This window comes from Streptococcus oralis, assembly GCF_019929345.1.
Taxonomy (GTDB): Bacteria; Bacillota; Bacilli; order Lactobacillales; family Streptococcaceae; genus Streptococcus.
In genome coordinates, this window is sequence record NZ_JAHZPJ010000003.1 from 1 (window position 1) to 26,086 (window position 26,086).

24 protein-coding genes and 2 pseudogenes are annotated in these 26,086 nt (G+C 41.9%); 23 read left to right on the forward strand and 3 right to left on the reverse strand.

Features of this window, described 5'->3' with window-relative positions; genetic code table 11:
- Positions 1 to 98 precede the first annotated feature (98 nt).
- Positions 99 to 551, reverse strand: a complete 453-nt coding sequence (locus tag K1I97_RS03180; RefSeq protein ID WP_223331239.1) for a universal stress protein — start codon at positions 549 to 551, stop codon at positions 99 to 101.
- Positions 552 to 718: 167 nt separating this feature from the next.
- Here K1I97_RS03180 and K1I97_RS03185 point away from each other — a divergent pair, with 167 nt between their 5' ends.
- The 4 genes from K1I97_RS03185 to K1I97_RS03200 all read left to right on the forward strand — a co-directional run bounded on the left by K1I97_RS03185 (position 719) and on the right by K1I97_RS03200 (position 4,761).
- A complete protein-coding gene (locus K1I97_RS03185) occupies positions 719 to 1,018 on the forward strand; it encodes a hypothetical protein (RefSeq protein WP_223331240.1) in 300 nt (99 codons plus the stop codon).
- Positions 1,019 to 1,161: 143 nt separating this feature from the next.
- Entirely contained in the window at positions 1,162 to 2,376 is a 1,215-nt protein-coding gene (locus K1I97_RS03190) for a pyridoxal phosphate-dependent aminotransferase (RefSeq protein WP_223331241.1), read from the forward strand.
- A 145-nt stretch (positions 2,377 to 2,521) separates the two neighbouring features.
- Positions 2,522 to 2,656: a 50S ribosomal protein L34 gene (gene rpmH / locus K1I97_RS03195; RefSeq protein WP_000831905.1), complete on the forward strand. Its 135-nt coding sequence runs from the start codon at positions 2,522 to 2,524 to the stop codon at positions 2,654 to 2,656.
- 143 nt (positions 2,657 to 2,799) lie between these two features.
- The gene (locus K1I97_RS03200; protein ID WP_223331242.1) at positions 2,800 to 4,761 is read left to right on the forward strand and encodes a peptide ABC transporter substrate-binding protein; all 1,962 of its coding nucleotides are present in this window, start codon (positions 2,800 to 2,802) and stop codon (positions 4,759 to 4,761) included.
- A 42-nt stretch (positions 4,762 to 4,803) separates the two neighbouring features.
- Here the strand turns inward: K1I97_RS03200 and K1I97_RS03205 are convergent.
- Positions 4,804 to 5,641, reverse strand: a pseudogene (locus K1I97_RS03205) (ISL3 family transposase); the annotation flags it as partial.
- A 187-nt stretch (positions 5,642 to 5,828) separates the two neighbouring features.
- On the opposite strand from K1I97_RS03205, the gene K1I97_RS03210 reads away from it, so the two are divergent.
- The 6 genes and pseudogenes from K1I97_RS03210 (at position 5,829) to tnpA (ending at position 12,690) form a co-directional block, all read left to right on the forward strand.
- Positions 5,829 to 7,106, forward strand: a complete 1,278-nt coding sequence (locus K1I97_RS03210) for a gamma-glutamylcysteine synthetase (protein ID WP_223331243.1) — start codon at positions 5,829 to 5,831, stop codon at positions 7,104 to 7,106.
- 75 nt (positions 7,107 to 7,181) lie between these two features.
- Positions 7,182 to 8,666, forward strand: a complete 1,485-nt coding sequence (gene thrC / locus K1I97_RS03215; RefSeq protein ID WP_223331244.1) for a threonine synthase — start codon at positions 7,182 to 7,184, stop codon at positions 8,664 to 8,666.
- Positions 8,667 to 8,726: 60 nt separating this feature from the next.
- Positions 8,727 to 10,007, forward strand: coding sequence for an MATE family efflux transporter (locus tag K1I97_RS03220; protein WP_223331245.1), 1,281 nt, complete (start codon positions 8,727 to 8,729; stop codon positions 10,005 to 10,007).
- A 3-nt stretch (positions 10,008 to 10,010) separates the two neighbouring features.
- Positions 10,011 to 10,634: an HAD family hydrolase gene (locus tag K1I97_RS03225; protein WP_223331246.1), complete on the forward strand. Its 624-nt coding sequence runs from the start codon at positions 10,011 to 10,013 to the stop codon at positions 10,632 to 10,634.
- A gap of 162 nt (positions 10,635 to 10,796) precedes the next feature.
- The gene (locus tag K1I97_RS03230; RefSeq protein ID WP_223331247.1) at positions 10,797 to 11,999 is read left to right on the forward strand and encodes a LysM peptidoglycan-binding domain-containing protein; all 1,203 of its coding nucleotides are present in this window, start codon (positions 10,797 to 10,799) and stop codon (positions 11,997 to 11,999) included.
- A gap of 196 nt (positions 12,000 to 12,195) precedes the next feature.
- Positions 12,196 to 12,690: pseudogene (gene tnpA, locus K1I97_RS03235) on the forward strand (IS200/IS605 family transposase).
- A 142-nt stretch (positions 12,691 to 12,832) separates the two neighbouring features.
- Here the strand turns inward: tnpA and K1I97_RS03240 are convergent.
- A complete protein-coding gene (locus K1I97_RS03240) occupies positions 12,833 to 14,677 on the reverse strand; it encodes an APC family permease (protein WP_223331248.1) in 1,845 nt (614 codons plus the stop codon).
- Positions 14,678 to 14,829: 152 nt separating this feature from the next.
- Here K1I97_RS03240 and K1I97_RS03245 point away from each other — a divergent pair, with 152 nt between their 5' ends.
- The 13 genes from K1I97_RS03245 to purR all read left to right on the forward strand — a co-directional run bounded on the left by K1I97_RS03245 (position 14,830) and on the right by purR (position 26,080).
- Positions 14,830 to 15,603: a TatD family hydrolase gene (locus K1I97_RS03245; RefSeq protein WP_223331249.1), complete on the forward strand. Its 774-nt coding sequence runs from the start codon at positions 14,830 to 14,832 to the stop codon at positions 15,601 to 15,603.
- Positions 15,603 to 16,166 carry a ribonuclease M5 gene (gene rnmV / locus K1I97_RS03250; RefSeq protein ID WP_223331250.1) on the forward strand — a complete coding sequence of 188 codons (564 nt, stop codon included), beginning with the start codon at positions 15,603 to 15,605 and terminating at the stop codon, positions 16,164 to 16,166. Before K1I97_RS03245 ends, rnmV begins: the two co-directional genes overlap by 1 nt.
- Positions 16,167 to 16,177: 11 nt before the next feature.
- Positions 16,178 to 17,032 carry an SDR family NAD(P)-dependent oxidoreductase gene (locus K1I97_RS03255; protein ID WP_223331251.1) on the forward strand — a complete coding sequence of 285 codons (855 nt, stop codon included), beginning with the start codon at positions 16,178 to 16,180 and terminating at the stop codon, positions 17,030 to 17,032.
- Positions 17,033 to 17,266: 234 nt separating this feature from the next.
- A complete protein-coding gene (locus K1I97_RS03260; protein WP_223331252.1) occupies positions 17,267 to 18,658 on the forward strand; it encodes an SseB family protein in 1,392 nt (463 codons plus the stop codon).
- Positions 18,659 to 18,665: 7 nt separating this feature from the next.
- Positions 18,666 to 18,962, forward strand: coding sequence for a hypothetical protein (locus K1I97_RS03265; protein WP_223331253.1), 297 nt, complete (start codon positions 18,666 to 18,668; stop codon positions 18,960 to 18,962).
- 157 nt (positions 18,963 to 19,119) lie between these two features.
- Entirely contained in the window at positions 19,120 to 19,902 is a 783-nt protein-coding gene (locus K1I97_RS03270) for a dimethyladenosine transferase (protein ID WP_223331254.1), read from the forward strand.
- A 12-nt stretch (positions 19,903 to 19,914) separates the two neighbouring features.
- Positions 19,915 to 20,787: a 16S rRNA (adenine(1518)-N(6)/adenine(1519)-N(6))-dimethyltransferase RsmA gene (rsmA, locus tag K1I97_RS03275; protein ID WP_223331255.1), complete on the forward strand. Its 873-nt coding sequence runs from the start codon at positions 19,915 to 19,917 to the stop codon at positions 20,785 to 20,787.
- 1 nt (position 20,788) lies between these two features.
- Complete coding sequence (rsgA, locus tag K1I97_RS03280; protein WP_223331256.1) at positions 20,789 to 21,667, forward strand: ribosome small subunit-dependent GTPase A; 879 nt, start codon at positions 20,789 to 20,791, stop codon at positions 21,665 to 21,667.
- Positions 21,668 to 21,677: 10 nt separating this feature from the next.
- A complete protein-coding gene (gene rpe / locus K1I97_RS03285; protein ID WP_223331257.1) occupies positions 21,678 to 22,334 on the forward strand; it encodes a ribulose-phosphate 3-epimerase in 657 nt (218 codons plus the stop codon).
- Positions 22,297 to 22,959: a thiamine diphosphokinase gene (locus K1I97_RS03290; RefSeq protein WP_223331258.1), complete on the forward strand. Its 663-nt coding sequence runs from the start codon at positions 22,297 to 22,299 to the stop codon at positions 22,957 to 22,959. The genes rpe and K1I97_RS03290 overlap by 38 nt, the downstream gene beginning before the upstream one ends.
- Before the next feature lies 1 nt (position 22,960).
- Positions 22,961 to 24,217 carry a DNA recombination protein RmuC gene (rmuC, locus tag K1I97_RS03295; RefSeq protein WP_223331259.1) on the forward strand — a complete coding sequence of 419 codons (1,257 nt, stop codon included), beginning with the start codon at positions 22,961 to 22,963 and terminating at the stop codon, positions 24,215 to 24,217.
- Positions 24,207 to 25,148, forward strand: coding sequence for a 3'-5' exoribonuclease YhaM family protein (locus K1I97_RS03300; RefSeq protein WP_223331260.1), 942 nt, complete (start codon positions 24,207 to 24,209; stop codon positions 25,146 to 25,148). The genes rmuC and K1I97_RS03300 overlap by 11 nt, the downstream gene beginning before the upstream one ends.
- Before the next feature lie 104 nt (positions 25,149 to 25,252).
- Entirely contained in the window at positions 25,253 to 26,080 is an 828-nt protein-coding gene (purR, locus tag K1I97_RS03305) for a pur operon repressor (protein WP_002874197.1), read from the forward strand.
- Positions 26,081 to 26,086: the final 6 nt, after the last annotated feature.

Genomic DNA, 26,086 nt, shown 5'->3' on the forward strand with positions numbered 1-26,086 from the left:
TATCTTCATAACTCAATTTCATAATAAAACACCCCAAAAGTTAGATTTTTTCTGTCTAACTTTTGGGGTGCAGTTCACAACAGGCTCCTTTTGTGCTCTTATAATGTTTTTTCTCTTTCTCTCACGACCAGCAAATCAACTTTTGCATGGCGGAGGATGTATTCAGATGAAGAGCCAACCAAGAGGCGTTCAAAGGCATTAAGACCTGTTGCACCGACGAGAATCAAGTCAACATTTTCTGCGTCTGGAATGGTACGGGCAAGGAGAGTTTTTGGATTTCCCATTTCGATGACGGTATGAATATCGGTCACGCCCGCATCTTTTGCACGTTTTTCGTACTCTTTCATCAAACTTTCAGCGTCGACTTGGAGTTCTTCGTAAACTTCAGCATCAAAGGTAGACACGCTTTGAAGAGCGCGTGTGTCAATAACATGGGCGATGGTGAGTTTGGATTCGTTGCGTAGAGCAGTGTAAACACCTTTGACGAAAGCCAAGTCTGCCTCTTTAGAACCATCAATTGCGACCATAACATTTTGGTAACGTTGTGCCATAATGAAACCTCCTGAAATTTTCTTACTGTTATTGTAACCCTTTTCACTAAAGAAGTAAAGTAAAAATCATATTTTAGATAAATATTATCGGAGATTCGATTTGGTGGAGATATGTTAAAATAAAAGAAAACGGGATAGTAGGAAACATAGTGAGGGGATGAGAAAGTATGAAAGTGTCTGTTCAAACTTCTAAAAAAATAAGTTTTCTTTATCATGGAATTATCCTTGCGTCACTTGTAGGAGAAGTAGTGATGCTTTGGCAGCTGGAAAGAGTCGTGCCCGTTCTCTATCCAGGTTTTGTCGGCTTTCTTCTCTTTCATTTAGTCTACCACATCATTTTATTTGTGATTGCAAAGAGAAGTGGTCGTTTGGACTATTTGGTCACGTGGGGGCTCTTTCTTATGTTTAATCTTTTGTATGATTCCTTTTTAGCATTGGTCTTTCTAGGTTTGTCTTTTGGTATGTGAGAAAATACTTCTGTATTCTAGTTATTTAGAAGGTGAGAACCTAGTCGTTGTAAGTTTTTTCTTTGCTTGCTCATTTCAGGAAACTTGTCGCAATCCCTTTCTAGTGGTATAATGTTACTATCTCGGTGAATTGAGGAAACAAGATGAAAGAATATAACAAGTCTAGTAAGCTAGAGCATGTTGCTTATGATATCCGTGGCCCTGTTTTGGAAGAAGCCATGCGTATGCGAGCAAACGGAGAAAAGATTTTACGTCTGAATACAGGAAATCCAGCAGAATTTGGCTTTACAGCGCCAGATGAGGTCATTCATGACTTGATTATGAATGCGCGTGATAGTGAGGGATATTCTGATTCCAAGGGTATTTTTTCGGCACGTAAGGCCATCATGCAGTATTGCCAACTGAAGAAATTTCCCAATGTAGACATTGATGATATTTACCTTGGAAATGGTGTCAGTGAGCTGATTGTTATGTCCATGCAGGGGCTTTTAGACAATGGAGATGAGGTCTTGGTTCCTATGCCAGATTATCCTCTCTGGACAGCTGCGGTCAGCCTAGCTGGGGGAAATGCCGTTCACTATATCTGTGATGAAGCTGCAGAGTGGTACCCAGATATTGACGATATTAAGTCAAAAATCACTTCCAATACCAAGGCAATCGTCCTTATCAATCCAAATAACCCAACTGGAGCTCTTTATCCTAAGGAACTCTTGTTGGATATTATTGAGATTGCACGTCAAAACGACTTGATCATCTTTGCGGATGAAATCTATGACCGCATGGTGATGGATGGGCATGTGCACACGCCTGTGGCGAGCTTGGCACCAGATGTTTTCTGTGTCAGCATGAATGGTCTGTCAAAATCGCATCGTATCGCTGGTTTTCGTGTAGGTTGGATGGTCTTGTCTGGACCTAAGCACCATGTCAAGGGCTATATCGAAGGTCTCAATATGCTGTCCAATATGCGCCTTTGTTCTAACGTTTTGGCCCAGCAAGTTGTACAAACCTCGCTAGGGGGTCACCAGTCAGTGGACGAATTGCTCCTTCCAGGTGGACGTATCTACGAGCAAAGAAACTTTATCTATAATGCCATTCAAGATATTCCAGGTTTGTCTGCGGTCAAACCAAAGGCAGGTCTTTATATCTTCCCTAAAATTGATCGCAATATGTACCGCATCGATGATGATGAACAGTTCGTTCTTGATTTTTTGAAGCAGGAAAAGGTTCTCTTGGTTCATGGTCGTGGCTTTAACTGGCAAGAACCAGACCATTTCCGTATCGTTTACCTCCCACGTGTGGACGAATTGGCGCAAATCCAAGAAAAGATGACTCGTTTCTTGAAACAGTATCGTAGATAAGGGCTTTCATAGGAAAAGCTAGAAAACATTTGCTTGGAGCTATTGACAAAAGTGGCAGAATCAGATAGAATAGTAAAGTATGTTTAGTAACTGATCACTTTATAGCCGGCTAAACGAATACAAAATCTATGAGGAGGTATTCATCGTGAAACGTACTTATCAACCAAGTAAACTTCGTCGTGCGCGCAAACACGGATTCCGTAACCGTATGTCAACTAAAAACGGTCGCCGCGTATTGGCAGCTCGTCGTCGTAAAGGACGCAAAGTTTTGGCTGCATAATCCAAACGAATTCAACAAAGAAGTCAGTAGGAACTCGAGTCTACTGGCTTTTCTTTTTTCCTATAATATCAGTCTTTAAATGCTTTATATTTTTTCTGAAATAGTGTATAATGTTTCATATACTATAAAAATGGAGAACAGTTATGAAGAAATCAAAAGCCCTCCTACTAGGGGCTGGAATTTTAAGTGCAAGCTTCTTGATGGCGGCTTGTAGTTCGGCACAATCAAATACAGATAAAACCTACTCATATGTATTTGCTAGCAATCCAGATACATTAGACTATATCACTTCGACACGTGGCTCGACTTCTAGCATTACGACAAACTTGATCGATGGTTTGTTTGAAAATGATAAGTATGGGAACCTCGTCCCTTCTATGGCGGAGTCATGGAAGGTATCAAAGGATGGCTTGACCTATACCTATAAAATACGAAAGGGAGTTAAGTGGTATACCTCTGAAGGAGAAGAATACGCTGAAGTGACAGCTCATGACTTTGTGACGGGTCTCAAGTATGCAGCGGATAAAAAGGCTGAAAACTTGTATTTGGTACAAGACTCCATCAAAGGTTTGACAGACTATGTTGAGGGGAAAACATCTGACTTTGAGACGGTTGGAGTCAAGGCAGTGGACGACTATACTCTCCAATACACCTTGAACAAGCCAGAGTCTTATTGGAATTCAAAGACAACAGGGGGGATTTTGAGCCCTGTCAATGAAGCCTTTTTGAAATCTAAGGGAGATGACTTTGGAAGTGTTACCCCATCTAGTATCCTGTCAAATGGGCCATACTTGTTCAAGTCTTTCACATCAAAATCTTTAATTGAGTTTGAAAAGAACCCTAATTACTGGGATAAGGACAATGTGAAGATTGAGAAAGTAAAACTTTCCTTCTATGATGGTTCAGACCAAGATAGTTTGGCTCGAGGATTCTTAGAAGGCAACTACACAGATGGACGTATTTTCCCGACAAGCTCTGTCTTTGACCAGTTGAAAAAAGGGAATGAAGATAAGATTACTTATACTCCTCAAAACGCTGTGACTTTCTACTATCTCTTCAATGTCAACCGTCAAAGTTACAATCAAACCATGAAACAGACGGATAAAGAAAAGGCGGATTCTCGTGCAGCTATGCAAAATAAGGACTTCCGTCAGGCGATTAACTTTGCCTTTGATCGTCATGCCTATGCCGCACAGACAAATGGAGAAGATGGAGCTGACCGTATCCTTCGAAACATAGTCACACCAAGTAACTTTGTTCAAATCGGTGGGAAAAACTTCGGAGATGCTGTCAATGAAAAGATAGTCAACTACGGTTCAGAGTGGGCTAATGTCAATCTAAACGATGCTCAGCCTGCCTTCTTGAATGCTGATAAAGCCAAGGCAGAATTTGCCAAAGCCAAAGAAAGCTTACAGGCAGAAGGTGTGACCTTCCCTATCCATTTAGACATGCCGGTGGATCAGACTGCTAAGTTGGACGTACAGCAAGCCAGTTCTTTCAAACAGACTGTTGAAGAGACACTTGGATCAGACAATATTGTTATCGATGTGATTCAACTTTCTCCAGACGAGAAAGACAATGCAACCTTCTTTGCCAATACAGCCGAACAAAAGGACTATGACATTGATATCTCAGGTTGGAGTGGAGATTACTCAGATCCGAAAACCTATCTTGACCTCTTGGATCCGGACTCTGGTTCTCAGTTAAAAAATCTTGGCTTGACTCCAGGAAAAGACAATGATGTCAAGGAAAAAATCGGTCTCTCTACCTACAAGAAGTTGTTGGATGAGGCAGATAAAGAAGTTGAAAACACTCAGGTTCGCTATGAGAAATTTGCCGAAGTTCAAGCTTGGCTAACAGATAGTGCTCTCTTTCTGCCAGTTCAAAGTGGAGGAGCTAATCCAATCTTCCGTAAGACTGTACCGTTCACAGGAGCCTTCTCATTTGTCGGACACAAAGGGGATGCGGACAACTACAAATATGTTGAGTTGCAAAAAGATCCCGTGACTGCGAAACAGTACCAAGAGCTTTATGAAAAATGGCAAAAAGAAAAAACTGAGTCCAATAAAAAAGCTCAGGAAGATCTAGCGAAACATGTAGAATAAAGAAAAAATGGAGAAAGAAGGTTTTGCCTCTCTTTCTCTTTTTTGATTCTTTGATTTTAAGACAGGTTTGAAAGACAGTTTGAATAGAGGATGAATCCGATAAATATTGTCCTCAATGAGTCCGAAAAGTTTTTCAGGCTTCCTTGTTCTAGAAGTGAGAGGCGAGAGTTGATAGGGATTATCGTATTCTTTCAAATCTTCTGAGTGACTCAAGAGTCTGCCTTAAATCTCTTTTTGGGTTAGATACATGCAAAAAGTTTGGGGGAAACACGTTTATCGCCTAGTTTCTGACTATTGTGTCATATGAGTTTCTAGTATTGTTTGATAGTTCTGTATTCATGGGATTTTCGGCCAAATTGATTCATGATTTTCACCTGATATTGGACAACTCTATCATAGCGAAGAAAGTGATTTCGGATAATCGCTTGTGTCCTACCCTCAAGGTCAGTGATGATGTTGAAATTCTCACAATTTTGTGCAATAAAACTCATCTTTCCTTTTGTAAGTGAATACTCGTTTCATGACATGAACTCTGGGAGTCGACTAAAATGATTCTTAGAGTGAAGATTCTTGAAATTTTGAATGACAGATGAAGTTGAAATGAAAAGTTAACGAACAATATCCGTCATAGAAGTCTTTTTAATCAGTTTTTGGGGAATTTTTTGATTAATGATACGAGGAATTTGGTGATTTTTCTGGACAAGAGAAGTCTCAGCAATCGCCATTTTTGAGCAATGATAGCACCTGAAAAGGCGCTTTTTAAGGAGGATTCTAGTAGGCATGCCATTCGTTTCAAGGCAAGGAATTCTAGACATTTTTGAAAATCCTATTTCTTCATTTGATTTCTGCAAACAAGACAAGGTGGGGGTACATAGTTTAGCAGTGATTTCTTTTTTTACGACAAAACAGGTTCCATATGCATGGGGGCTTTACCTACTACAAATATGATAGAGCTGAAAAATGTTCAATATTCATTTCCTAATGTTATCTAATCGTTTTTGCAAGGAATTTTGGTATAATATTACTTATTCACAATTTATTTTGATTATGAAAGAGTTTGGTGGTTAATGTCTCGTTCTGTTGAATTGCTAAAGAAACGTTACTTAAAGAATATAAAAGAGGAGCCTGATTTATTTATTGGGATTGAGTTAGAATATCCTATTGTAAATTTAGAGGGTGAGGCTACGGATATCGAGGTTGTTAAGGATCTCTTTCGGTATTTACCATCAGTACTGGGTTTTACTATCGAAAAAGTAGATGATTTTGGAAATCCAATTCAGTTACTTGATCCAGTCAGCCAAGATACGATTTTATTTGAGGTTGCTTATACGACGATTGAGTTTGCATTCGGAAAGGCCGAATCTATCCAAGAGGTTGAAGAGCGTTTTAGGGCCTATATGGATACGATTCAGAAAAAATTGGGTGAATCTAATCATGCAATCGTTGGTTCTGGTATCCATCCATACTGGGAAGAGAACGAGAATCAACCGGTTGCTTCTGCCCGCTATCAGATGTTGATGGCTTACTTGAGCTTAAGTAAAAAAGTGACTGAATCAGACTTACATCAATTTCCTGAATATGGAGCCTTTATCTGTGGGAGCCAAGTTCAACTGGATGTTTCAAAGTCTAACTTTCTGCGGGTCATTAACGCTTTTACTCAAATTGAAGCAGCAAAAGCTTATTTATTTGCAAATTCTGAGTTTTCGGGGGCAGATTGGGATACCAAAATTTCGAGAGATATTTTTTGGGAAGAATCCATGCATGGTATCTATCCAGAGAATGTAGGTGTCAATGCTAGACTCTTTAAGGATGAGGAGGATTTTTTTGACTATCTAGATCATTCTGCGATTTTCACAGCGGAGCGTGATGGGCAGACCTATTATTTTTATCCTGTTCAGGCTAGGAACTATTTGACTACACCTGAAATCCAGGCATTTACCCTTAATGGGGATGAAGTATTAATCTATCCTCAGGAGAAGGATTTCCAAACCCATCGTAGTTACCAGTACCAAGACTTAACGACTCGAGGAACAGTTGAGTTTCGTAGTGTGTGTACGCAACCTCTTGATAGGACTTTTGCTTCTGCTGCCTTTCACTTGGGATTGTTGGTTAATTTAGATCAATTAGAAACTTATTTGCAAAAGGCTCCGTTTTTTACCACAGCTGGTCGTGATTACAAGTTTTTGAGACGACAATTTTCTAAAAAACAACTCACAAATGAGGAAGAAACTGCGGTTCTCGAGTTTTCTAAAGACTTACTCATCCTTGCTGAGGAAGGACTGGAGAAAAGAGATAAGCAAGAAATGATTTATTTACAACCTTTGAAAGAAGAATTGGGCCTATAATTTCTCTTATAAAGGGAGAATTTTCTGAAAAATCGTGATATAATGGAAGAGACTATAGATAAAGGATAGAGAGTAATGACATTAGTTTATCAATCAACGCGTGATGCCAATAATAGAGTAACTGCCAGCCAAGCTATTTTGCAAGGTTTGGCGACGGATGGTGGTCTGTTTACACCACTTACTTATCCAAAGGTAGATTTGGACTTTGAAAAATTGAAAGATGCTTCTTATCAAGAAGTGGCTAAATTAGTTTTATCAGCATTTTTAGATGACTTTACGGCTGAGGAGTTGGACTACTGTATCAACAATGCCTACGATAGCAAGTTTGATACTCCAGCTATTGCGCCTTTGGTGAAACTGGATGGGCAATACAACTTGGAATTGTTCCATGGTTCAACGATTGCCTTTAAGGATATGGCCTTGTCTATTTTGCCATACTTTATGACGACAGCTGCTAAAAAGCATGGTTTAGAGAACAAAATCGTCATCTTGACAGCGACATCTGGTGATACTGGAAAAGCTGCTATGGCCGGGTTTGCGGATGTGCCTGGAACTGAGATTATCGTCTTTTATCCAAAAGACGGTGTCAGCAAGGTGCAAGAGTTGCAAATGACCACTCAGACTGGCGACAATACTCATGTTATTGCTATTGATGGAAACTTTGACGATGCACAAACAAACGTGAAGCACATGTTCAACGATGTGGAACTTCGTGAAAAATTGGCTGCCAATAAGCTACAGTTTTCATCAGCTAACTCTATGAATATTGGCCGTTTGGTACCACAGATTGTTTATTATGTTTATGCCTACGCTCAGTTGGTTAAGACTGGTGAGATTGTGGCTGGTGATAAGGTCAACTTCACAGTACCAACTGGAAACTTTGGAAATATCTTGGCTGCCTTTTATGCTAAGCAAATCGGTCTGCCAGTCGGCAAATTAATCTGTGCTTCCAATGACAATAATGTTTTAACTGACTTCTTTAAAACACGTGTTTACGACAAGAAACGTGAGTTTAAGGTAACGACTAGCCCATCTATGGATATCCTAGTGTCTTCAAACTTGGAGCGCTTGATTTTCCATCTTTTGGGGAATGATGCGGTTAAGACAACTGAACTCATGAATGCCTTGAGTACACAAGGACAATATGAATTGATAGACTTTGATGCAGCGATTCTGGATCTCTTTGCAGCTGAATATGCGGCTGAGGAAGAAACTGCGGCAGAAATTAAACGTGTTTATCAAACAGATGCCTACATCGAGGATCCACATACGGCGGTTGCCTCTGCGGTTTATAGAAAATACCAAGCGGCTACTGGGGATGTAACCAAGACAGTGATTGCTTCAACAGCTAGTCCATACAAGTTCCCAGTGGTTGCAGTAGAAGCTGTAACAGGGAAAGCAGGCTTGACAGACTTTGAAGCCTTGGCTCAATTACATGACATTTCAGGAGTGGCAGTGCCACCAGCGGTTGATGGCCTTGAAACAGCTACGGTTCGTCATAAAACAACAGTGGCAGCTGCTGATATGCAAGCAGCGGTGGAGGCTTATCTAGGACTTTAAGACAGAGGGAGTAAACTCGGTTGGGAAACCAACTGAGTTTCTTTTCATCAGGAGGAAGAATTGTTTAAGAAAAATAAAGACATTCTTAATATTGCATTGCCAGCTATGGGTGAAAACTTTTTGCAGATGCTTATGGGCATGGTGGACAGTTACTTGGTCGCTCACTTGGGCTTAATCGCTATTTCAGGTGTTTCAGTGGCTGGCAATATTATCATAATTTATCAGGCGATTTTTATCGCTCTGGGAGCTGCTATTTCCAGTGTTATTTCAAAAAGTTTGGGGCAGAAAGATCAGTCCAAGTTGGCCTATCACGTGACAGAGGCTCTCAAGATAACCCTATTGCTGAGTGCACTTTTAGGCGCCTTATCGCTTTTTGCTGGGCAAGAGATGATAGGACTTTTGGGAACTGAGCAGGAGGTGGCTGAGAGTGGTGGGCTCTACCTATCTTTGGTGGGTGGATCGATTGTTCTCTTGGGCTTGATGACGAGTCTAGGTGCCTTGATTCGCGCAACGCATAATCCGCGTCTGCCTCTCTATGTTAGTCTTTTATCCAATGCCTTGAATATTCTTTTTTCAAGTCTAGCTATTTTTGTCCTTGATATGGGCATAGCGGGTGTTGCTTGGGGGACTATCTTGTCTCGCTTAGTCGGTCTTGTGATTTTGTGGTCGCAATTAAAGCTGCCTTTTGAGAAACCGACTTTTGGACTCGATAAAGACTTACTGACCTTGGCATTGCCAGCAGCAGGAGAACGTCTCATGATGCGGGCTGGAGATGTAGTAATCATTGCCTTGGTTGTTTCTTTTGGGACGGAGGCAGTAGCGGGAAATGCAGTCGGAGAAGTCTTGACTCAGTTTAACTATATGCCTGCCTTTGGCGTCGCTACGGCGACGGTCATGCAGGTGGCTCGAGCAGTTGGAGAGAATAATTGGGAAAGAGTAGACGAGGTAAGCAAGCAAACCTTTTGGCTTTCCCTGCTTCTCATGTTGCCCTTAACTCTCAGTATCTATGCCTTAGGGACACCATTGACTCATCTCTATACGACCAATCCTGTAGCGGTCGAAGCGAGCGTTTTGGTGGCACTGTTCTCTCTACTAGGAACCCCCATGGCGACAGGGACAGTTATATATACGGCAGTGTGGCAGGGATTGGGAAATGCTCGCCTCCCCTTTTATGCGACAAGTATTGGGATGTGGTGTATCCGCATTGGCACAGCTTATCTGATGGGTATTGTTCTTGGTTTGGGCTTGCCTGGTATTTGGGCAGGAACCCTTTTGGATAACGGTTTTCGCTGGTTATTTCTACGTTACCGTTACCAGCGTTATATGATGTTGAAAGGATAGGAGATGAAAGAAACAGCTTTTATTTGGGACTTAGACGGGACCTTATTGGACTCTTACGAAGCGATTTTGTCCGGGATTGAGGAGACTTTTGGTCAGTTTGCTATTCCTTATGATAAGGAGAAAGTGAGAGAGTTTATCCTTAGGTATTCAGTGCAGGATTTGCTGGAGCAGGTGGCCGAAGAGAGAAATCTGGATGCGGAAGTGCTCAATCAGGTACGTGCCCAGAGCCTGGCTGAGAAGAATGCTCAGGTAGTTTTGGTGCCAGGTGCGCGTGAAGTGCTAGCTTGGGCAGACCAAGCAGGGATTCAGCAGTTTGTCTATACTCATAAGGGGGACAATGCAAATACCATTCTAAAAGACTTGGGATTGGAATCCTATTTCAAAGAGATTTTAACCAGTCAGAGTGGCTTTGCGCGCAAGCCCAGTCCAGAAGCGGCGACCTATCTGCTAGACAAGTATGAGTTGGATCCTGAGAACACCTACTATATAGGAGACCGGACTTTGGATGTGGAATTTGCCCAGAATAGCGGCCTTCAAAGTATCAATTTTTTAGAGTCGTCTTATGAAGGGAATCGTAGTATTCAAAGATTGGCAGATACTCCACGCATTTTTGAGGACGAACGATAAAAAGATTATGTCAGTTTTGTGACAGAAACCTAACAAACTATTTCAAGTAATCGAGTTTGTTACAAGGAATAGACAGTTCTGTTAAATAGGCCCGAGAGGGCTTTTTTTCTGCTTTTTTTGTGTTATGATAGACAGGTACTCATTTGAAAGGAATATGAACGAATGAAGAAAAGAATTATTTTAGCCTCAACTGTAGCCCTGTCTCTTGCTCCCGCATTAGGAGCTAAAGCTCAAGAAATCTCTTGGACAGCACGTAGCGTTGAGCAAATTCAAAATGATGTGACTAAAAACGAAAACAAGAACAGCTATACAGTTCAGTATGGTGATACCCTGAGCACGATTGCAGAAGCTTTGGGAGTAGATGTGACGGTTCTTGCTAATTTGAACAAAATCACTAATATGGACTTGATTTTCCCAGATACTGTCCTCACTACAACTGTCAATGAGGCAGAAGAGGTAACGGAAGTTAAAATCCAGACTCCTCAAGCAGATGCTAGTGAAGAAGTGACAACTGCGACAGCTGATTTGACGACCAACCAAGTGACAGTCGATGAAAAAACAGTTCAAGTAGAAGACCTTTCTCAACCGATTGAGGATGCTCCAACTGTAACAGAGACCGAAAAAACAACGGAAGTAGCACCAAGTTCAGAAGTTTCTGAGACAGCGACAGTTGCTGAAGAGACACCATCTACAGAAACACCTGTAGCTGAAGAAACGGCAACAACAACTCCAGCGGAAGCACCAGTAGCAGAAACAACTCGTCCAGTTGAAGAAGAAGCTCCACAAGTGGCGACTCCAGTTGCCGAAGAAACGGCAGCAACAACTTCAGCAGCAGCTGCTCCAGCAACTGAAACGCCTGCTGATACAACAGGAACAAGTGCAACAGAAGAAACAGCGGCATCAACAGCAATTTCTGAGACTGCAACTTCGACTTATCAAGCAGAGCAAAGTCAAACTCCTTCAAGAACGTATTCGGCTCCAGCGGCTCCTGACTATGCAGGACTTGCTGTAGCTAAGTCTGAGAATGCTGGTCTTCAACCACAAACGGCAGCCTTTAAAGAAGAAGTAGCCAACTTGTTTGGGATTACATCCTTTAGCGGCTACCGTCCTGGTGACAGTGGGGACCATGGTAAAGGTTTGGCCATAGACTTTATGGTTCCAGTGAGTTCAGCACTCGGAGATCAAATTGCAGAATATGCAGTCCAAAATATGGCTAGCCGTGGTATCAACTACATCATCTGGAAACAACGTTTCTACGCTCCATATGATAGTAAATATGGACCAGCCTACACGTGGAATCCAATGCCGGATCGTGGTAGCGTAACCGAAAACCACTATGACCACGTTCACGTATCAATGAACTAATAGAAAAAGAAGCTGAAAACTCATGAGGTTGAGGCTTCTTTTTGTTGTTATGTGACTATTAGTCCGTATCGCTCCGTTAGGTGCGAGACAAATAAACCACCCACTATGCGGGTGCGCATCGAAGGTTATACCAAAAAACTCCAAACGCGATACAATAAAGGTGTTCAAGCCAATTGTAAAGCGAAAGGAGAAAAATATGGCACAAAAGGCACATAGTTTATCACACAAAGTGGATGTGTAAATATCACATTGTGTTCATCCCTAAGTATAGACGAAAAATCATTTATAATCAATATCGAAGTAGTTTGGGAGAAATATTCCACCGATTATGTAGTTATAAAGGTGTTGAGATTATCGAAGGACACTTAATGCCTAATCATGTACATATGTTAGTAAGTATTCCACTAAGGATAAGTGTTTCAAGTTTTATGGGTTATTTAAAAGGCAAAAGTGCACTCATGATGTTTGACAAACACGCCAACCTCAAGTATAAGTTTAGGAACCGGTATTTTTGGGCAGAAGGTTACTACGTGAGTACAGTAGGACTTAATGAAGCCACAATTAGGAAATATATCCAGTGGATGATTTCTTCACGAGTATGAAAATTCGAGAACGAGTAAAGCATGATATAGCACTAGATAAATTAAGTGTAAAAGAATATGAGGATCCCTTTAGGGATAGTGGTAAGTAATGCGAACACCTCTTTGAGAGGTTTGTGACGAGTCAAGAGCAATGAGGATTGAACAACGTGAAAGCCAGCGTCTTTAGGCGCTGGCTGGTAATTTGGGCTTATAGCCCTGGTGCAAACCACCCGTTAGACGGGTGGTTATGGTTTATTCTTTTAAGTGATAAGAGTAGCTGGCGACAACGACGTCTTCATGCCATCTGAGAGCGTATTTTAGTTTGAGACTCATTTGATTGTGCAGGATATTTTGCCAAGGCTTGTTAGGGATGAACTGTGGTACAAGGACTGTAACGGTGTAGTTTTTTTGCTTAGCTTCTTGGGCGATTCGTTTGACATACTTAACGCTAGGGGTGATAATGTCGCGGTAGCTGGTGTTGATGTTCTTCAGAGTGATACTTGGGAAGTAATCGGCAAATTCCTGAAGAATTTCTTGGTCTTTTTCTGCCGTTTCTTTAGTAGAAATGTGCATGGCTAAGACTTCATCTCCGATACTTTGGGCATAGTTAATGGCTCCGACGCTGACTCTGGTAACATTTCCTACTAGAACGAGAACCAGATTGCCATCGTAGGTACGTTTTTCGATGCCTTCATAGAGTCGTAGTTGTTTAGCCACTTTTTGGTAATGGCTGTGAATGGACAAAAAGAGGAAAGTTAGAACTAGGATAATTGGGAAGAATGGCCAGATATCCCCCAGTCTGAAGAGAAGTAGAATGAGAACGATAGCATAACAAATGATGGCCCCAAGGATATTAGCGAAGGCAGATTTTAAGAAGTTTACTCCTTTTTCCTTTTTCCAATGGCGAATCATCCCAGTCTGAGAAAGGGCAAAGGGAACGAAGACCCCGATAGTATAAAGAGGAATCAAGCGTTCAGTATTCCCATTAAAAATGAGAAGAAGGATCATAGCCCCAAAGGCCAGAGTTAAGATACCGTTGGAGTAGCCAAGGCGATCCCCTTTTTCCATAAAGAGATGGGGCATGTACTTGTTTTTTGCCATATTGTAGGACAGCATAGGGAAGGCTGAAAAGCCAGTATTTGCAGCCACAGCTAGAATCAAGGCTGTTGAGAACTGGAAGAGATAGTAGCTAGCATGACCAAAGAATGAATCACCAAGAATGCCCTTGGCCATTTGCGAAAGGATGGTTTCTCCATTTTGAGGTGTGATGCCCATCCAGTAGTTTAGGAAGGTAATGCCTGCAAAAAGAAATCCTAAAATGAGGGACATGATGGTCAAGGTTTGAGCAGCATTCTTTTCTTTCGGAGTTTTGAAAAATGGTACCGCATTTGAAATAGCCTCAACCCCTGTCAGAGAGGCAGAGCCACTGGTAAAGGCTCTCAATAGGAGAACGATGGAAAGGCTCGGAACAGTTTGTCCAATGGTTGAAGTCGCCTGATAGTTTAGGGAACCTGTAAATAGTTGAAAGAACCCATAAAGCAAGAGAAAGACGGTACTGAAGATAAAGAGGTAGACGGGAATCATCAGAGAGCTGGCAGATTCTTTCAATCCTCTTAAATTCAAGAGCATGAGCAGGCAGACTAGGAAAATAGAGATATGAAGATTGTAGGGATGGAGGGCAGGGATGGCTGCTGTAATAGCATCAGCTCCAGACGCAACGGATACGGCTACTGTCAGCATATAGTCAACAAGGAGGCTACCACCAGCAATCAAGCCTAGTTCAGGAGAGAGATTTTCCCGAGTGACCATATAAGCTCCTCCACCTTGAGGATAGGCGTGAATGATTTGACGATAGGAAATGGTCAAACTAGCGAGCAGTAAGAGGACAAAAATACCGATAGGGAGGCTCCACCAAATAGCGAGAGGAGAGAGACTGACTAAAACGAGAATGACTTGTTCAGGTCCATAGGCAATAGAAGATAGGGCATCACTGGATAACATTGCAAGTGCCTGCATTTTTCCCAACAATCCCCCTTCACCGTCTGTGAGAGACTTGAGTGGTCGACCGATAAAGGTATATTTTAATTTTCTAAACATTTTCTTTTCCTTTGCTGAAAATTTCAATAAGTGTTATTATACTGCTTTGAAAAAATGCAGTCAAGGGAGAATGATTGGTATTAGAATATTTTTACAAGCCGAGGGATGCTTATTTTTGGTATAATAGAGGGAAGAAAATGAGGTTATAAGAGATGATTTTTGATACGCACACACATTTAAATGTAGAAGAATTTGCAGGACGTGAGGCCGAAGAAATCGCTTTGGCTGCTGAGATGGGCGTAACTCGGATGAATATTGTTGGTTTTGATAAGCCAACCATTGAACGAGCCCTAGAGTTGGCAGATGAGTATGAGCAACTCTACGCAACTATTGGCTGGCATCCGACGGAAGCAGGGACTTACACAGACGAGGTCGAAGCTTACTTGCTTGAGAAACTAAAACATCCCAAGGTTGTTGCCTTGGGGGAGATTGGTCTGGACTACCATTGGATGACAGCACCTAAGGAAGTGCAGGAGCAGGTTTTTCGTCGTCAGATTCAGTTGTCTAAGGACTTGAATTTGCCTTTTGTGGTTCATACCCGTGATGCGTTAGAAGATACTTATGAGATTATCAAGAGCGAGGGCGTTGGTCCTCGTGGTGGGATTATGCATTCCTTCTCAGGTTCTTTGGGGTGGGCTGAGAAGTTTGTCGAGCTTGGCATGACTATTTCTTTCTCAGGAGTAGTGACCTTTAAGAAAGCGACAGATATTCAAGAGGCTGCTAGGGAACTTCCTTTGGATAAAATCCTCGTTGAGACAGATGCCCCTTACCTAGCTCCTGTTCCTAAACGTGGCCGTGAAAACAAAACAGCCTACACACGCTATGTGGCGGACTTTATTGCCGATTTGCGTGGGATGACGACAGAAGAGCTGGCGGCAGCAACGACTGCAAATGCAGAGCGAATTTTTGGATTGGACAGCAAGTAATGAAAGAAAAAATTTCCCAAGTCATCGTGGTCGAAGGTCGCGATGATACGGCCAATCTCAAACGTTACTTTGATGTAGAGACCTATGAGACACGAGGTTCGGCCATTAATGATCAGGATATAGAGCGAATCCAACGCCTGCATGAATTGCATGGAGTCATTGTCTTTACCGATCCAGATTTTAATGGGGAGCGGATTCGTCGCATGATTATGACGGCCATTCCAACGGTACAGCATGCCTTTCTCAAGCGAGATGAGGCAGTGCCCAAATCCAAGTCCAAGGGACGTTCTCTGGGAATCGAACATGCTAGCTATGAGGACCTGAAAACAGCGCTGGTTCAGGTGACAGAACAATTTGAAAACGAGAACGAGTTTGACATCAGTCGTGCTGACTTGATTCGCCTAGGTTTCTTGGCGGGAGCGGACAGTCGTAGGCGTAGAGAGTATCTAGGCGAACAGCTCCGCATCGGCTATTCCAACGGCAAGCAACTCCTCAAGCGCTTAGAGTTATTTGGGATAACCTTGGCAGAAGTGGAAGAAGTGATGGCTAAGTATTCAGACTAACGGAGTCAGAAATGAAAAAAGTGATTATTACGGGTGGCAATAGTGGTATTGGCTACCAGGCTGCTAAACAGTTGGCTGAAAAGGGCTGGTCAGTGACCCTATTTTGCCGGCGAAAAGAAGCTGCTGAGCAAGCCTGTGAGAAAATCCGTCAACAAACAGGGAATCCGCATGTAGATTATATCTTGGTTGATTTATCTGAGATGAAAAGTATCAAGAAAGCGGTAGAACAGTATATCCAAAAAGAAGAGACTTTAGATGTTTTAATGAACAATGCAGCTGACTTTGATTTGTCAGTCAAAAAGCCCATCCTGACTAGGGAGGGATTAGAAAAGCAATTTGCGACCAATGTGGTTGCTCCCTTTTTACTTTCTACCTTGTTGAGGGGCTTGTTAGAAAAGTCAGAAAGTGGTCGGATTATTAATATTTCTTCCCAAGGACTGGTGCTTTATCCTTTCATGAAGCTTGATTTTGAAAATTTAGCTGGTCAAAAACATTATAGTCCTGCCAAGACCTATTATCAGAATAAACTAGCCTTGTTGATGCTGTCGCTTTATATGCGGAAACATTGGAAAGGTATCAAAATTCAGGCAATCCGTGTGACCAATGTCAAAGTTGATATGCGCCGCTATGATCACCTCAGTACTGTTATGAAAAATTTGTATAAAATCAAGTCAAGTTTTTCGATTAGTCCTGAAGAAATGGCCAAAGTCTACACAGCCTTATCTACAGAAGATGGATATGACGGTTTTTTGTATGACGAGAAATGCAGGGAAGTAAGAGCAAATAGATCTGCTTACGAAGAAGAGGAGCAAGCAAAACTCTATTCCTTACTTGAACAACTGACATTTTCAAGAGACAATCTATAAAGAATTAGAAAAATAAATTTTATGCTTACTTCAATAGTGGAAAGAAATTTAGATATCGAAATCTGTTTGGAGAGTCCTGAAAAGTGATAACAATAACCAGATAGCCCAAAAATACAAAGGGAATGTGTTACAATAGAGGTAATAGCATACGCTTCAACTATGCTCAATACCATGCCTGATAAAAAAAGATAATTGATAAAATCAGCACTTGGGTGAAATTAATGAGGAAAAGCAATGGGAATTTTTGATTTTTTTAAAAAGACAGAAGCACAGAAGACAACAGAAGAAACCAAAGGAGATGCTTGTCTAGGAGTTTTGGGTTTCTTTCCAATGAAAGAAAAGAGGGAATTGCTGATTGCTGCGACTTTGGAAGGGAGTTTGACAGTTGGTGATCGTCTTCAGTTTTGCAATCCCGATCAAGGTATGGATACTCTTGAAACTGTAGTTGTAAAAAAACTTACTTGCCAAAACAAAGATGTGGAATCTCTTAGAGATGAGGAGTTAGTTTATCTAGAGATCGATATGCTTCCCTCTCTAGCTAAGTTAAAAAAGGGAAGTGTGCTCTATAGTCCTGGTGTAGATGAAAAAAAGCGTTTATCTAGCTATGCTTATGCTCTCTATCGAACTTTTGTGACTATTCAAGAAGGTAAAGTAAGCGATGAGGACTATCAGAATCTTAGTCTTGATGATAGTATCGAAATTTTACAGGCTTTTTTATGGGATTGCCGTCAAAAACCAAAAAGTGAAGAGAGCAATCAAGAAAATACTCGTAAGTCAGAGCGTCTAGCAGAAATTGTCAAGGACAAGTTGCTAGAAGCAGATTCGATTTATGCAGTTTATTCAGAAAATACTGGGGAACCTTATCTTTTCTCAACTACATATGATAGAGGTGACGAAGGCTATCTATGCACTGACCCGATGATTATGCTATTTACCCCTCGTTGGTATCATCAGTATAAGGAAGCAATTGAAAACCAATTAAAAGTGGTAAAACGGATTGAAAATACGGAAGATAAAAAAGGAATTGAGAATTTTCTTGGGACAGCTTTTTACTTGAATGGTGCTTTAGGAGCATTCTTTAATACCAAAGAAGTTAGTATAAGTTCTTCTATTTTAGTTCAAAAACCAGATTTTTCAGGCTTGCCAGAGATACAAGTTCCTGTTATGAACCCTGATATTGTAAGATGGATGCTTTTGATGGGACAGATGGATAGACCGACTACAGAAGAGGAAGAATTAATTTATAAACTCTATTATAAGTTCTTTTCAATGGCAATGCCAAAAGCTAAATTCCTTCTTCCTATAAATGCAACATCAGGATTTCCTGAACCTAGTCAGGAAAGTAATTCTCATGTTTTAGAAGAATCAGCTACATTTAATCTTCCGACTAGAGAAGGAAAAAATGGACGAAATTCGGTTTCAGTGTTTACTGATTGGAAACGTTTGCGAATGGTTTTCGATGAAAATTGGAGCGCTATGATTGAAAACGCTGGAGGAATGATTGAAATCTTTGACTATGCCATTAACCAGACGGAGTATTATAAAGCGGGTGTTTATGTCAGTGACAAAGCGTTTAAAGAAATGCAACAGTTCAGTGAGGAACTAGAAGGAAGAGCTAAAGGTTGATCAAGGGATGAAAATAATCGTTGATAGAGAGTCTATCTGTATAGGGGATGATGTTCTGCCTCACAAGGTAGAACTTGAAGTTCCTGAGGACATGACAGTAGAGGAATTTTGTGATTTCCTTCAAAAGGACAGATATTTGCCTAGATTGGATACAGAGTGGCTTCTCCGACATGGTGGGCAGACAATAACAAGCTATCATACAGAAACAAAAGAACTGACGAATCCCAATATCTATTTAAAAGACCTGATTCATCAGAGTTCTAGAGGAAATGAATTTGTTTGGATATATCGCCGTTCCTATTAGAAAAGAGAATAAATGATTTTCTTAAAAGATAATGAATGAAAATTAGAACAATATGCATTGATTTTTTGACAACAAGAGGCGATCTAAACAGTTGGCCCTGTTTGGAGTGACTTTGACGGAAGGCAAAGCCTTCATAAAAATAGTGAAAGGAAATGATATGGCAAATAGAAGCTATATTTATTTAAAAAACGGGAAAGATGTACGTATTTTAACGGAGGGAGTTTACACCATTCCTTATTTTTGGCAATTATTTTGGGATGAAAAAGATGTGCGAATGCCTAATATTCTATGGAAAAAATTTAATATCTTACTTCCTATTGAAAAATTCCAGAAAAAGGCCACCCAAAATCGCTCCTTTTTAGAACAGAACGCTCCTCAGACCTTGCAACTATATGATGATTTTGTTCGCTATATTCTTGCAAATGTCAAAGCAGGTGACATGCTAGGATTTGATATTTTAGAAGTTGCTGATATGGATGGATTGACTACCGCTTCGCGTAAGCTTATAAAAAATATCCAAGCCATTCAGGAAAATCAACCCCAAGAATTGGATTTTTCCTTAACAGAAAAGAACTTAATTTGGTCTGCTATGGGATTTCCTGATTATTATGCCTCAAAATTATTGCCAGAAGATAATATTCTAGACTCGGTTGCATACCAAGATGAGTTGAAGAAAATGCAAGGCCCAAAAGATAAGCAAGAACAAGACCAAAAAGAAAAACAAGCACAAGGTCAAGAAGAGAATCAAAAACAGCATCAAGAAGACGAGCAAGCGCAAGGCCAAGAAAATGAGCAAGCACCACGCAAAGAAGATGAGCAAGTGCTCGATGAGACCGGTGCTGAATCTAAAGATGACGAGTACCATATCCCTTTGAGATTTTGGTTTCTCTTGGTGTTGGTAATTATTTGGGTTTATAGATTGTTTTTAGCTAACAAATAGAAAAGAGAATAAATGAGAATTGCAGATTATAGCGTGACCAAGGCAGTGCTGGAGCGTCACGGTTTTACCTTTAAAAAGTCCTTTGGGCAAAATTTCTTGACGGATACCAATATTCTTCAAAAGATCGTGGATACAGCTGAAATTGACGATCAGGTTAATGTTATCGAAATCGGGCCAGGTATTGGGGCCTTGACGGAGTTTTTGGCTGAGCGTGCAGCTCAAGTTATGGCCTTTGAGATCGACCACCGTTTGGTGCCAATCCTAGCAGATACTTTACGTGATTTTGACAATGTTACCGTAGTCAACGAGGACATTCTCAAAGTTGACTTGGCGCAGCATATCCAGAATTTCAAAAATCCTGACCTGCCAATCAAGGTAGTAGCCAATTTGCCCTACTATATCACAACGCCTATTCTCATGCATTTGATCGAGAGTGGCATTCCTTTTAGTGAGTTTGTCGTCATGATGCAAAAAGAAGTGGCGGATCGCATCTCCGCTCAACCAAATACTAAGGCTTATGGTAGTTTGTCGATTGCGGTGCAGTATTATATGACAGCAAAGGTTGCCTTCATCGTGCCTCGTACGGTCTTTGTGCCAGCCCCAAACGTGGACTCAGCCATTTTAAAAATGGTGCGCCGTCCAGAGCCGGCTGTAGCAGTGAAAGATGAGAACTTCTTTTTTAAGATTTCCAAGGCTAGCTTCACTCATCGTCGCAAGACATTGTGGAACAACTTGACAGGCTACTTTGGGAAAACTGATGAAGTCAAGGATAAATTGACCAAGGCTTTGGACCAAGCCGGTTTATCTCCATCTGTGCGTGGGGAAGCTCTCAGCTTGGCAGAATTTGCCAGTCTGGCAGATGCGCTTAAAGGACAAGGACTCTAAGATGCAGGGACAAATTATTAAAGCCTTGGCAGGATTCTATTATGTAGAGAGTGATGGCCAAGTCTATCAGACACGTGCGCGTGGGAATTTCCGCAAAAAAGGTCATACACCCTACGTTGGGGATTGGGTAGATTTTTCTGCCGAGGAAAATTCCGAAGGTTATATCCTCAAGATTCACGAACGGAGAAACAGTCTGGTCCGTCCGCCCATTGTCAATATTGACCAAGCTGTGGTGATCATGTCCGTCAAGGAACCGGACTTCAACAGCAATTTGCTGGATCGTTTCTTGGTTCTTTTGGAACACAAGGGCATTCATCCTATCGTTTATATTTCTAAAATGGATTTGCTGGAAGATAGCGAAGAATTAAGTTTTTACCAACAAACCTATCGTGCCATTGGTTATGACTTTGTGACCAGTAAGGAGGAACTCCTGCCCCTGTTGACAGGGAAAGTGACGGTCTTTATGGGCCAGACAGGTGTTGGAAAATCAACCCTCCTCAATAAAATCGCACCGGACCTCAATCTTGAAACAGGAGAAATCTCAGACAGTCTGGGTCGTGGTCGTCACACCACTCGAGCGGTTAGTTTTTACAACCTCAATGGGGGTAAAATCGCGGACACACCAGGATTTTCATCACTGGATTATGAAGTGTCAACGGCTGAAGACCTCAATCAGGCCTTTCCAGAGATTGCTAGTGTTAGTCGAGACTGCAAGTTCCGTACTTGTACCCATACCCATGAGCCGTCTTGTGCGGTTAAGCCAGCTGTAGAAGAAGGCGCTATTGCAACCTTCCGTTTTGACAACTACCTGCAATTTCTCAGTGAAATTGAAAATCGCAGAGAAACCTATAAAAAAGTCAGCAAAAAAATTCCAAAATAAGGAGAAACCTATGTCTCAATACAAGATTGCTCCGTCAATTCTGGCAGCAGATTATGCCAACTTTGAACGTGAAATCAAACGCCTAGAAGCAACTGGGGCAGAGTATGCCCATATCGATATCATGGATGGTCACTTTGTACCACAAATAAGTTTTGGTGCAGGTGTGGTTGAAGCTCTTCGCCCTCATAGCAAGATGGTCTTTGACTGCCACTTGATGGTAGCTAATCCAGAACACCATTTAGAAGACTTTGCGCGTGCGGGAGCGGATATCATCAGCATCCATGTGGAAGCAACACCTCATATTCATGGAGCACTTCAAAAGATTCGCTCTCTTGGTGTCAAACCTTCGGTTGTTATCAATCCTGGTACGCCTGTGGAGGCAATCAAGCACGTTCTTCACCTAGTTGACCAAGTCTTAGTCATGACAGTTAATCCTGGCTTTGGCGGACAAGCTTTTCTGCCTGAAACCATGGACAAGGTTCGTGAGTTGGTTGCCCTTCGTGAGGAAAAAGGCTTGAACTTTGAAATTGAAGTCGATGGTGGGATTGATGACCAGACCATTTCTAAAGCCAAAGAAGCTGGAGCGACCGTTTTTGTAGCAGGATCCTATGTCTTTAAGGGAGATGTCAATGAACGAGTGCAAACTCTCCGAAAACAATTGGACTAAAGTAGCTGTTTTTGCTGGCGGAGACCGTGGTCATTATCGGACGGATTTTGATAGCTTTGTCGGTGTGGATCGAGGATCGCTCTGGGTCTTGGAAGAAAACCTTCCTCTTGCTCTAGCAGTTGGCGATTTTGATTCTGTGACTGCAGAAGAGCGTCAGTTGATTCAAAAACGTGCCCGGCATTTTGTCCAAGCCCAGCCAGAAAAGGATGATACGGATCTGGAACTAGCTCTCTTGACCATCTTTGAGCAAAATTCTCAGGCTCAGGTGACTATTTTTGGGGCTTTGGGTGGTCGTATTGATCATATGCTAGCTAATGTCTTTCTGCCTAGCAATCCCAAGTTGGCACCCTATATGCGCCAGATAGCGATTGAGGATGGGCAAAACTTGATTGCCTATTGTCCAGAAGGAACCAGTCAACTTGAACCACATTCGGACTACGATTATCTAGCTTTTATGCCAGTTCGGGATAGCCAGCTGACCATTCTCGGTGCCAAGTACGAATTGACAGAGGAGAATTTTTTCTTTAAAAAAGTGTATGCTTCTAACGAATATATAGATAGGGAAGTTTCGGTAACTTGCCTAGATGGTTATGTCGTCGTGCTACATAGCAAGGACAGGAGGTAGGATGGAGACTGTATTACTACTATTATTAATTGCCAACCTAGCTGGACTCTTTCTGATTTGGCAAAGGCAGGATAAGCAAGACAAGTACCTAGCCAAGAGTTTGGAGGATCAAGCAGACAATCTTTCAGATCAACTGGATTATCGCTTTGAACAAGCTAGGCAAGCCAGTCAGCTAGATCAAAAAGATTTGGAAGTGGCTGTCAGCGACCGTTTGCAGGAAGTGCGAATGGAGTTGCACCAAGGCCTGACGCAAGTTAGACAGGAGATGAACGAGAATCTCCTTCAAACTAGGGACAAGACCGACCAACGTCTCCAAGCCTTGCAGGAGTCCAATGAGCAACACTTGGAGCAAATGCGCCAGACGGTCGAGGAAAAACTGGAAAAGACATTACAGACACGCTTGCAGGCTTCCTTCGAGACAGTTTCCAAGCAACTGGAGTCGGTCAATCGTGGTCTTGGAGAGATGCAGACAGTTGCCCGCGATGTCGGTGCACTTAACAAAGTTCTCTCTGGAACCAAGACGCGAGGGATTCTGGGCGAATTGCAACTGGGGCAAATCATCGAAGACATCATGACTCCTGCCCAGTACGAACGAGAATACGCAACGGTTGAGAACTCTAGCGAGCGAGTGGAGTATGCCATCAAGTTACCTGGACAGGGGGATCAGGAATATGTCTATTTACCGATTGACTCCAAGTTTCCACTGGCGGATTATTACCGCTTAGAAGAAGCTTATGAAGCAGGCGATAAGGACGAAATCGAACGTTGTCGTAAGTCACTTTTAGCTAGCGTCAAGCGCTTTGCCAAGGATATCAAGAGCAAGTATCTGGCGCCGCCTCGAACGACCAATTTTGGAGTCTTGTTTGTTCCAACAGAAGGACTTTACTCAGAAATCGTCCGCAATCCTGTCTTCTTTGATGATTTGAGACGGGAGGAGCAGATTATTGTCGCGGGTCCAAGTACCCTATCAGCCCTGCTTAACTCTCTATCAGTTGGCTTCAAAACTCTCAATATCCAAAAGAGTGCCGACCATATCAGTAAGACCCTTGCCAGCGTCAAGACCGAGTTTGGCAAGTTCGGGGGAATTTTGGTTAAGGCACAAAAGCATCTCCAACATGCCTCTGGCAATATTGATGAATTATTAAACCGTCGTACTACAGCTATCGAGCGGACGCTCCGTCACATTGAGTTATCAGAAGGTGAGCCTGCGCTTGATCTACTCCATTTCCAAGAAGATGAGGAAGAATATGAAGATTAGTCACATGAAAAAAGATGAGCTGTTTGAAGGCTTTTACCTGATCAAGTCAGCTGACCTGAGACAGACACGAGCTGGGAAAAACTACCTAGCCTTTACCTTCCAAGACGATAGTGGCGAGATTGAAGGAAAACTCTGGGATGCCCAACCACACAATGTTGCAGCCTTTACAGCAGGTAAGGTCGTCCATATGCAGGGCCGTCGAGAAGTTTACAATAACACACCTCAGGTCAATCAAATTACTCTCCGCTTGCCTCAGCCTGGGGAACCCAATGATCCAGCTGACTTCAAGATTAAATCTCCAGTTGATGTCAAGGAAATCCGTGACTATATGTCGCAAATGATTTTCAAAATAGAAAATCCTGTTTGGCAACGAATTGTCCGAAATCTCTACACCAAGTATGATAAGGAATTCTACTCCTATCCAGCTGCAAAGACCAACCACCATGCCTTTGAAACGGGTTTGGCCTATCATACAGCAACCATGGTGCGTTTGGCAGATGCCATTAGTGAGATTTATCCTCAGCTCAACAAGAGCCTCCTCTATGCGGGGATTATGTTGCATGACTTGGCCAAGGTTATTGAGTTGACGGGACCAGACCAGACGGAGTACACAGTGCGAGGCAATCTCCTTGGACATATTGCTCTCATCGATAGTGAAATTACCAAGACAGTCATGGAACTAGGTATAGATGATACTAGAGAAGAAGTGGTGCTACTGCGCCATGTCATCCTCAGTCACCATGGTTTGCTGGAGTATGGAAGTCCAGTCCGTCCACGCATTATGGAAGCAGAGATTATTCATATGATTGATAATCTCGATGCCAGCATGATGATGATGTCAACAGCTCTAGCTTTGGTGGATAAAGGAGAGATGACCAATAAAATCTTCGCTATGGACAATCGTTCCTTCTATAAACCAGATTTAGATTAATAATTTAAGAAAAGCGAGCATTTTTTACGCAATAATGTTCGTTTTTTTATGTGAATATGGTATAATGGATAAAATATCAAAATTAAATGGAATGGTAAATAAAAATGAAATTAAGAAGAAGTGATCGGATGGTTGTCATTTCCAACTATTTGATTAATAATCCATACAAACTAACCAGTCTCAATACCTTTGCAGAAAAGTACGAATCTGCTAAATCATCGATTTCAGAGGATATCGTGATTATCAAGCGTGCCTTTGAGGAAATCGAAATCGGTCATATTCAGACTGTTACTGGAGCAGGTGGTGGCGTTATCTTTACACCATCCATCTCGAGTCATGAAGCCAAAGAAATGATCGCCGACTTGCGTGACAAACTTTCAGAAAGCGACCGTATCTTGCCAGGTGGCTACATCTACCTATCTGATTTGCTCAGTACACCTGCCATTTTGAAAAATATTGGGCGCATCATTGCCAAGAGCTTTATGGACCAAAAAATCGATGCTGTTATGACAGTAGCAACAAAAGGGGTGCCACTCGCAAATGCAGTTGCCAATGTCCTCAATGTTCCATTTGTCATTGTGCGTCGTGACTTGAAAATTACCGAAGGTTCAACGGTCAGCGTCAACTATGTTTCAGGTTCCAGCGGTGACCGCATTGAGAAAATGTTCCTTTCAAAACGCAGCCTCAAGGCAGGCAGTCGTGTTTTGATCGTGGATGACTTCTTGAAAGGCGGCGGAACTGTCAACGGGATGATCAGTCTCTTGCGTGAGTTCGATTCTGAACTAGCTGGTGTCGCAGTCTTTGCAGACAATGCCCAAGAAGAACGTGAAAAGCAGTTCGATTACAAGTCACTCTTGAAAGTAACCAATATTGATGTCAAGAACCAATCCATCGATGTCGAGATTGGAAATATCTTTGACGAAGACAAATAAGAGATA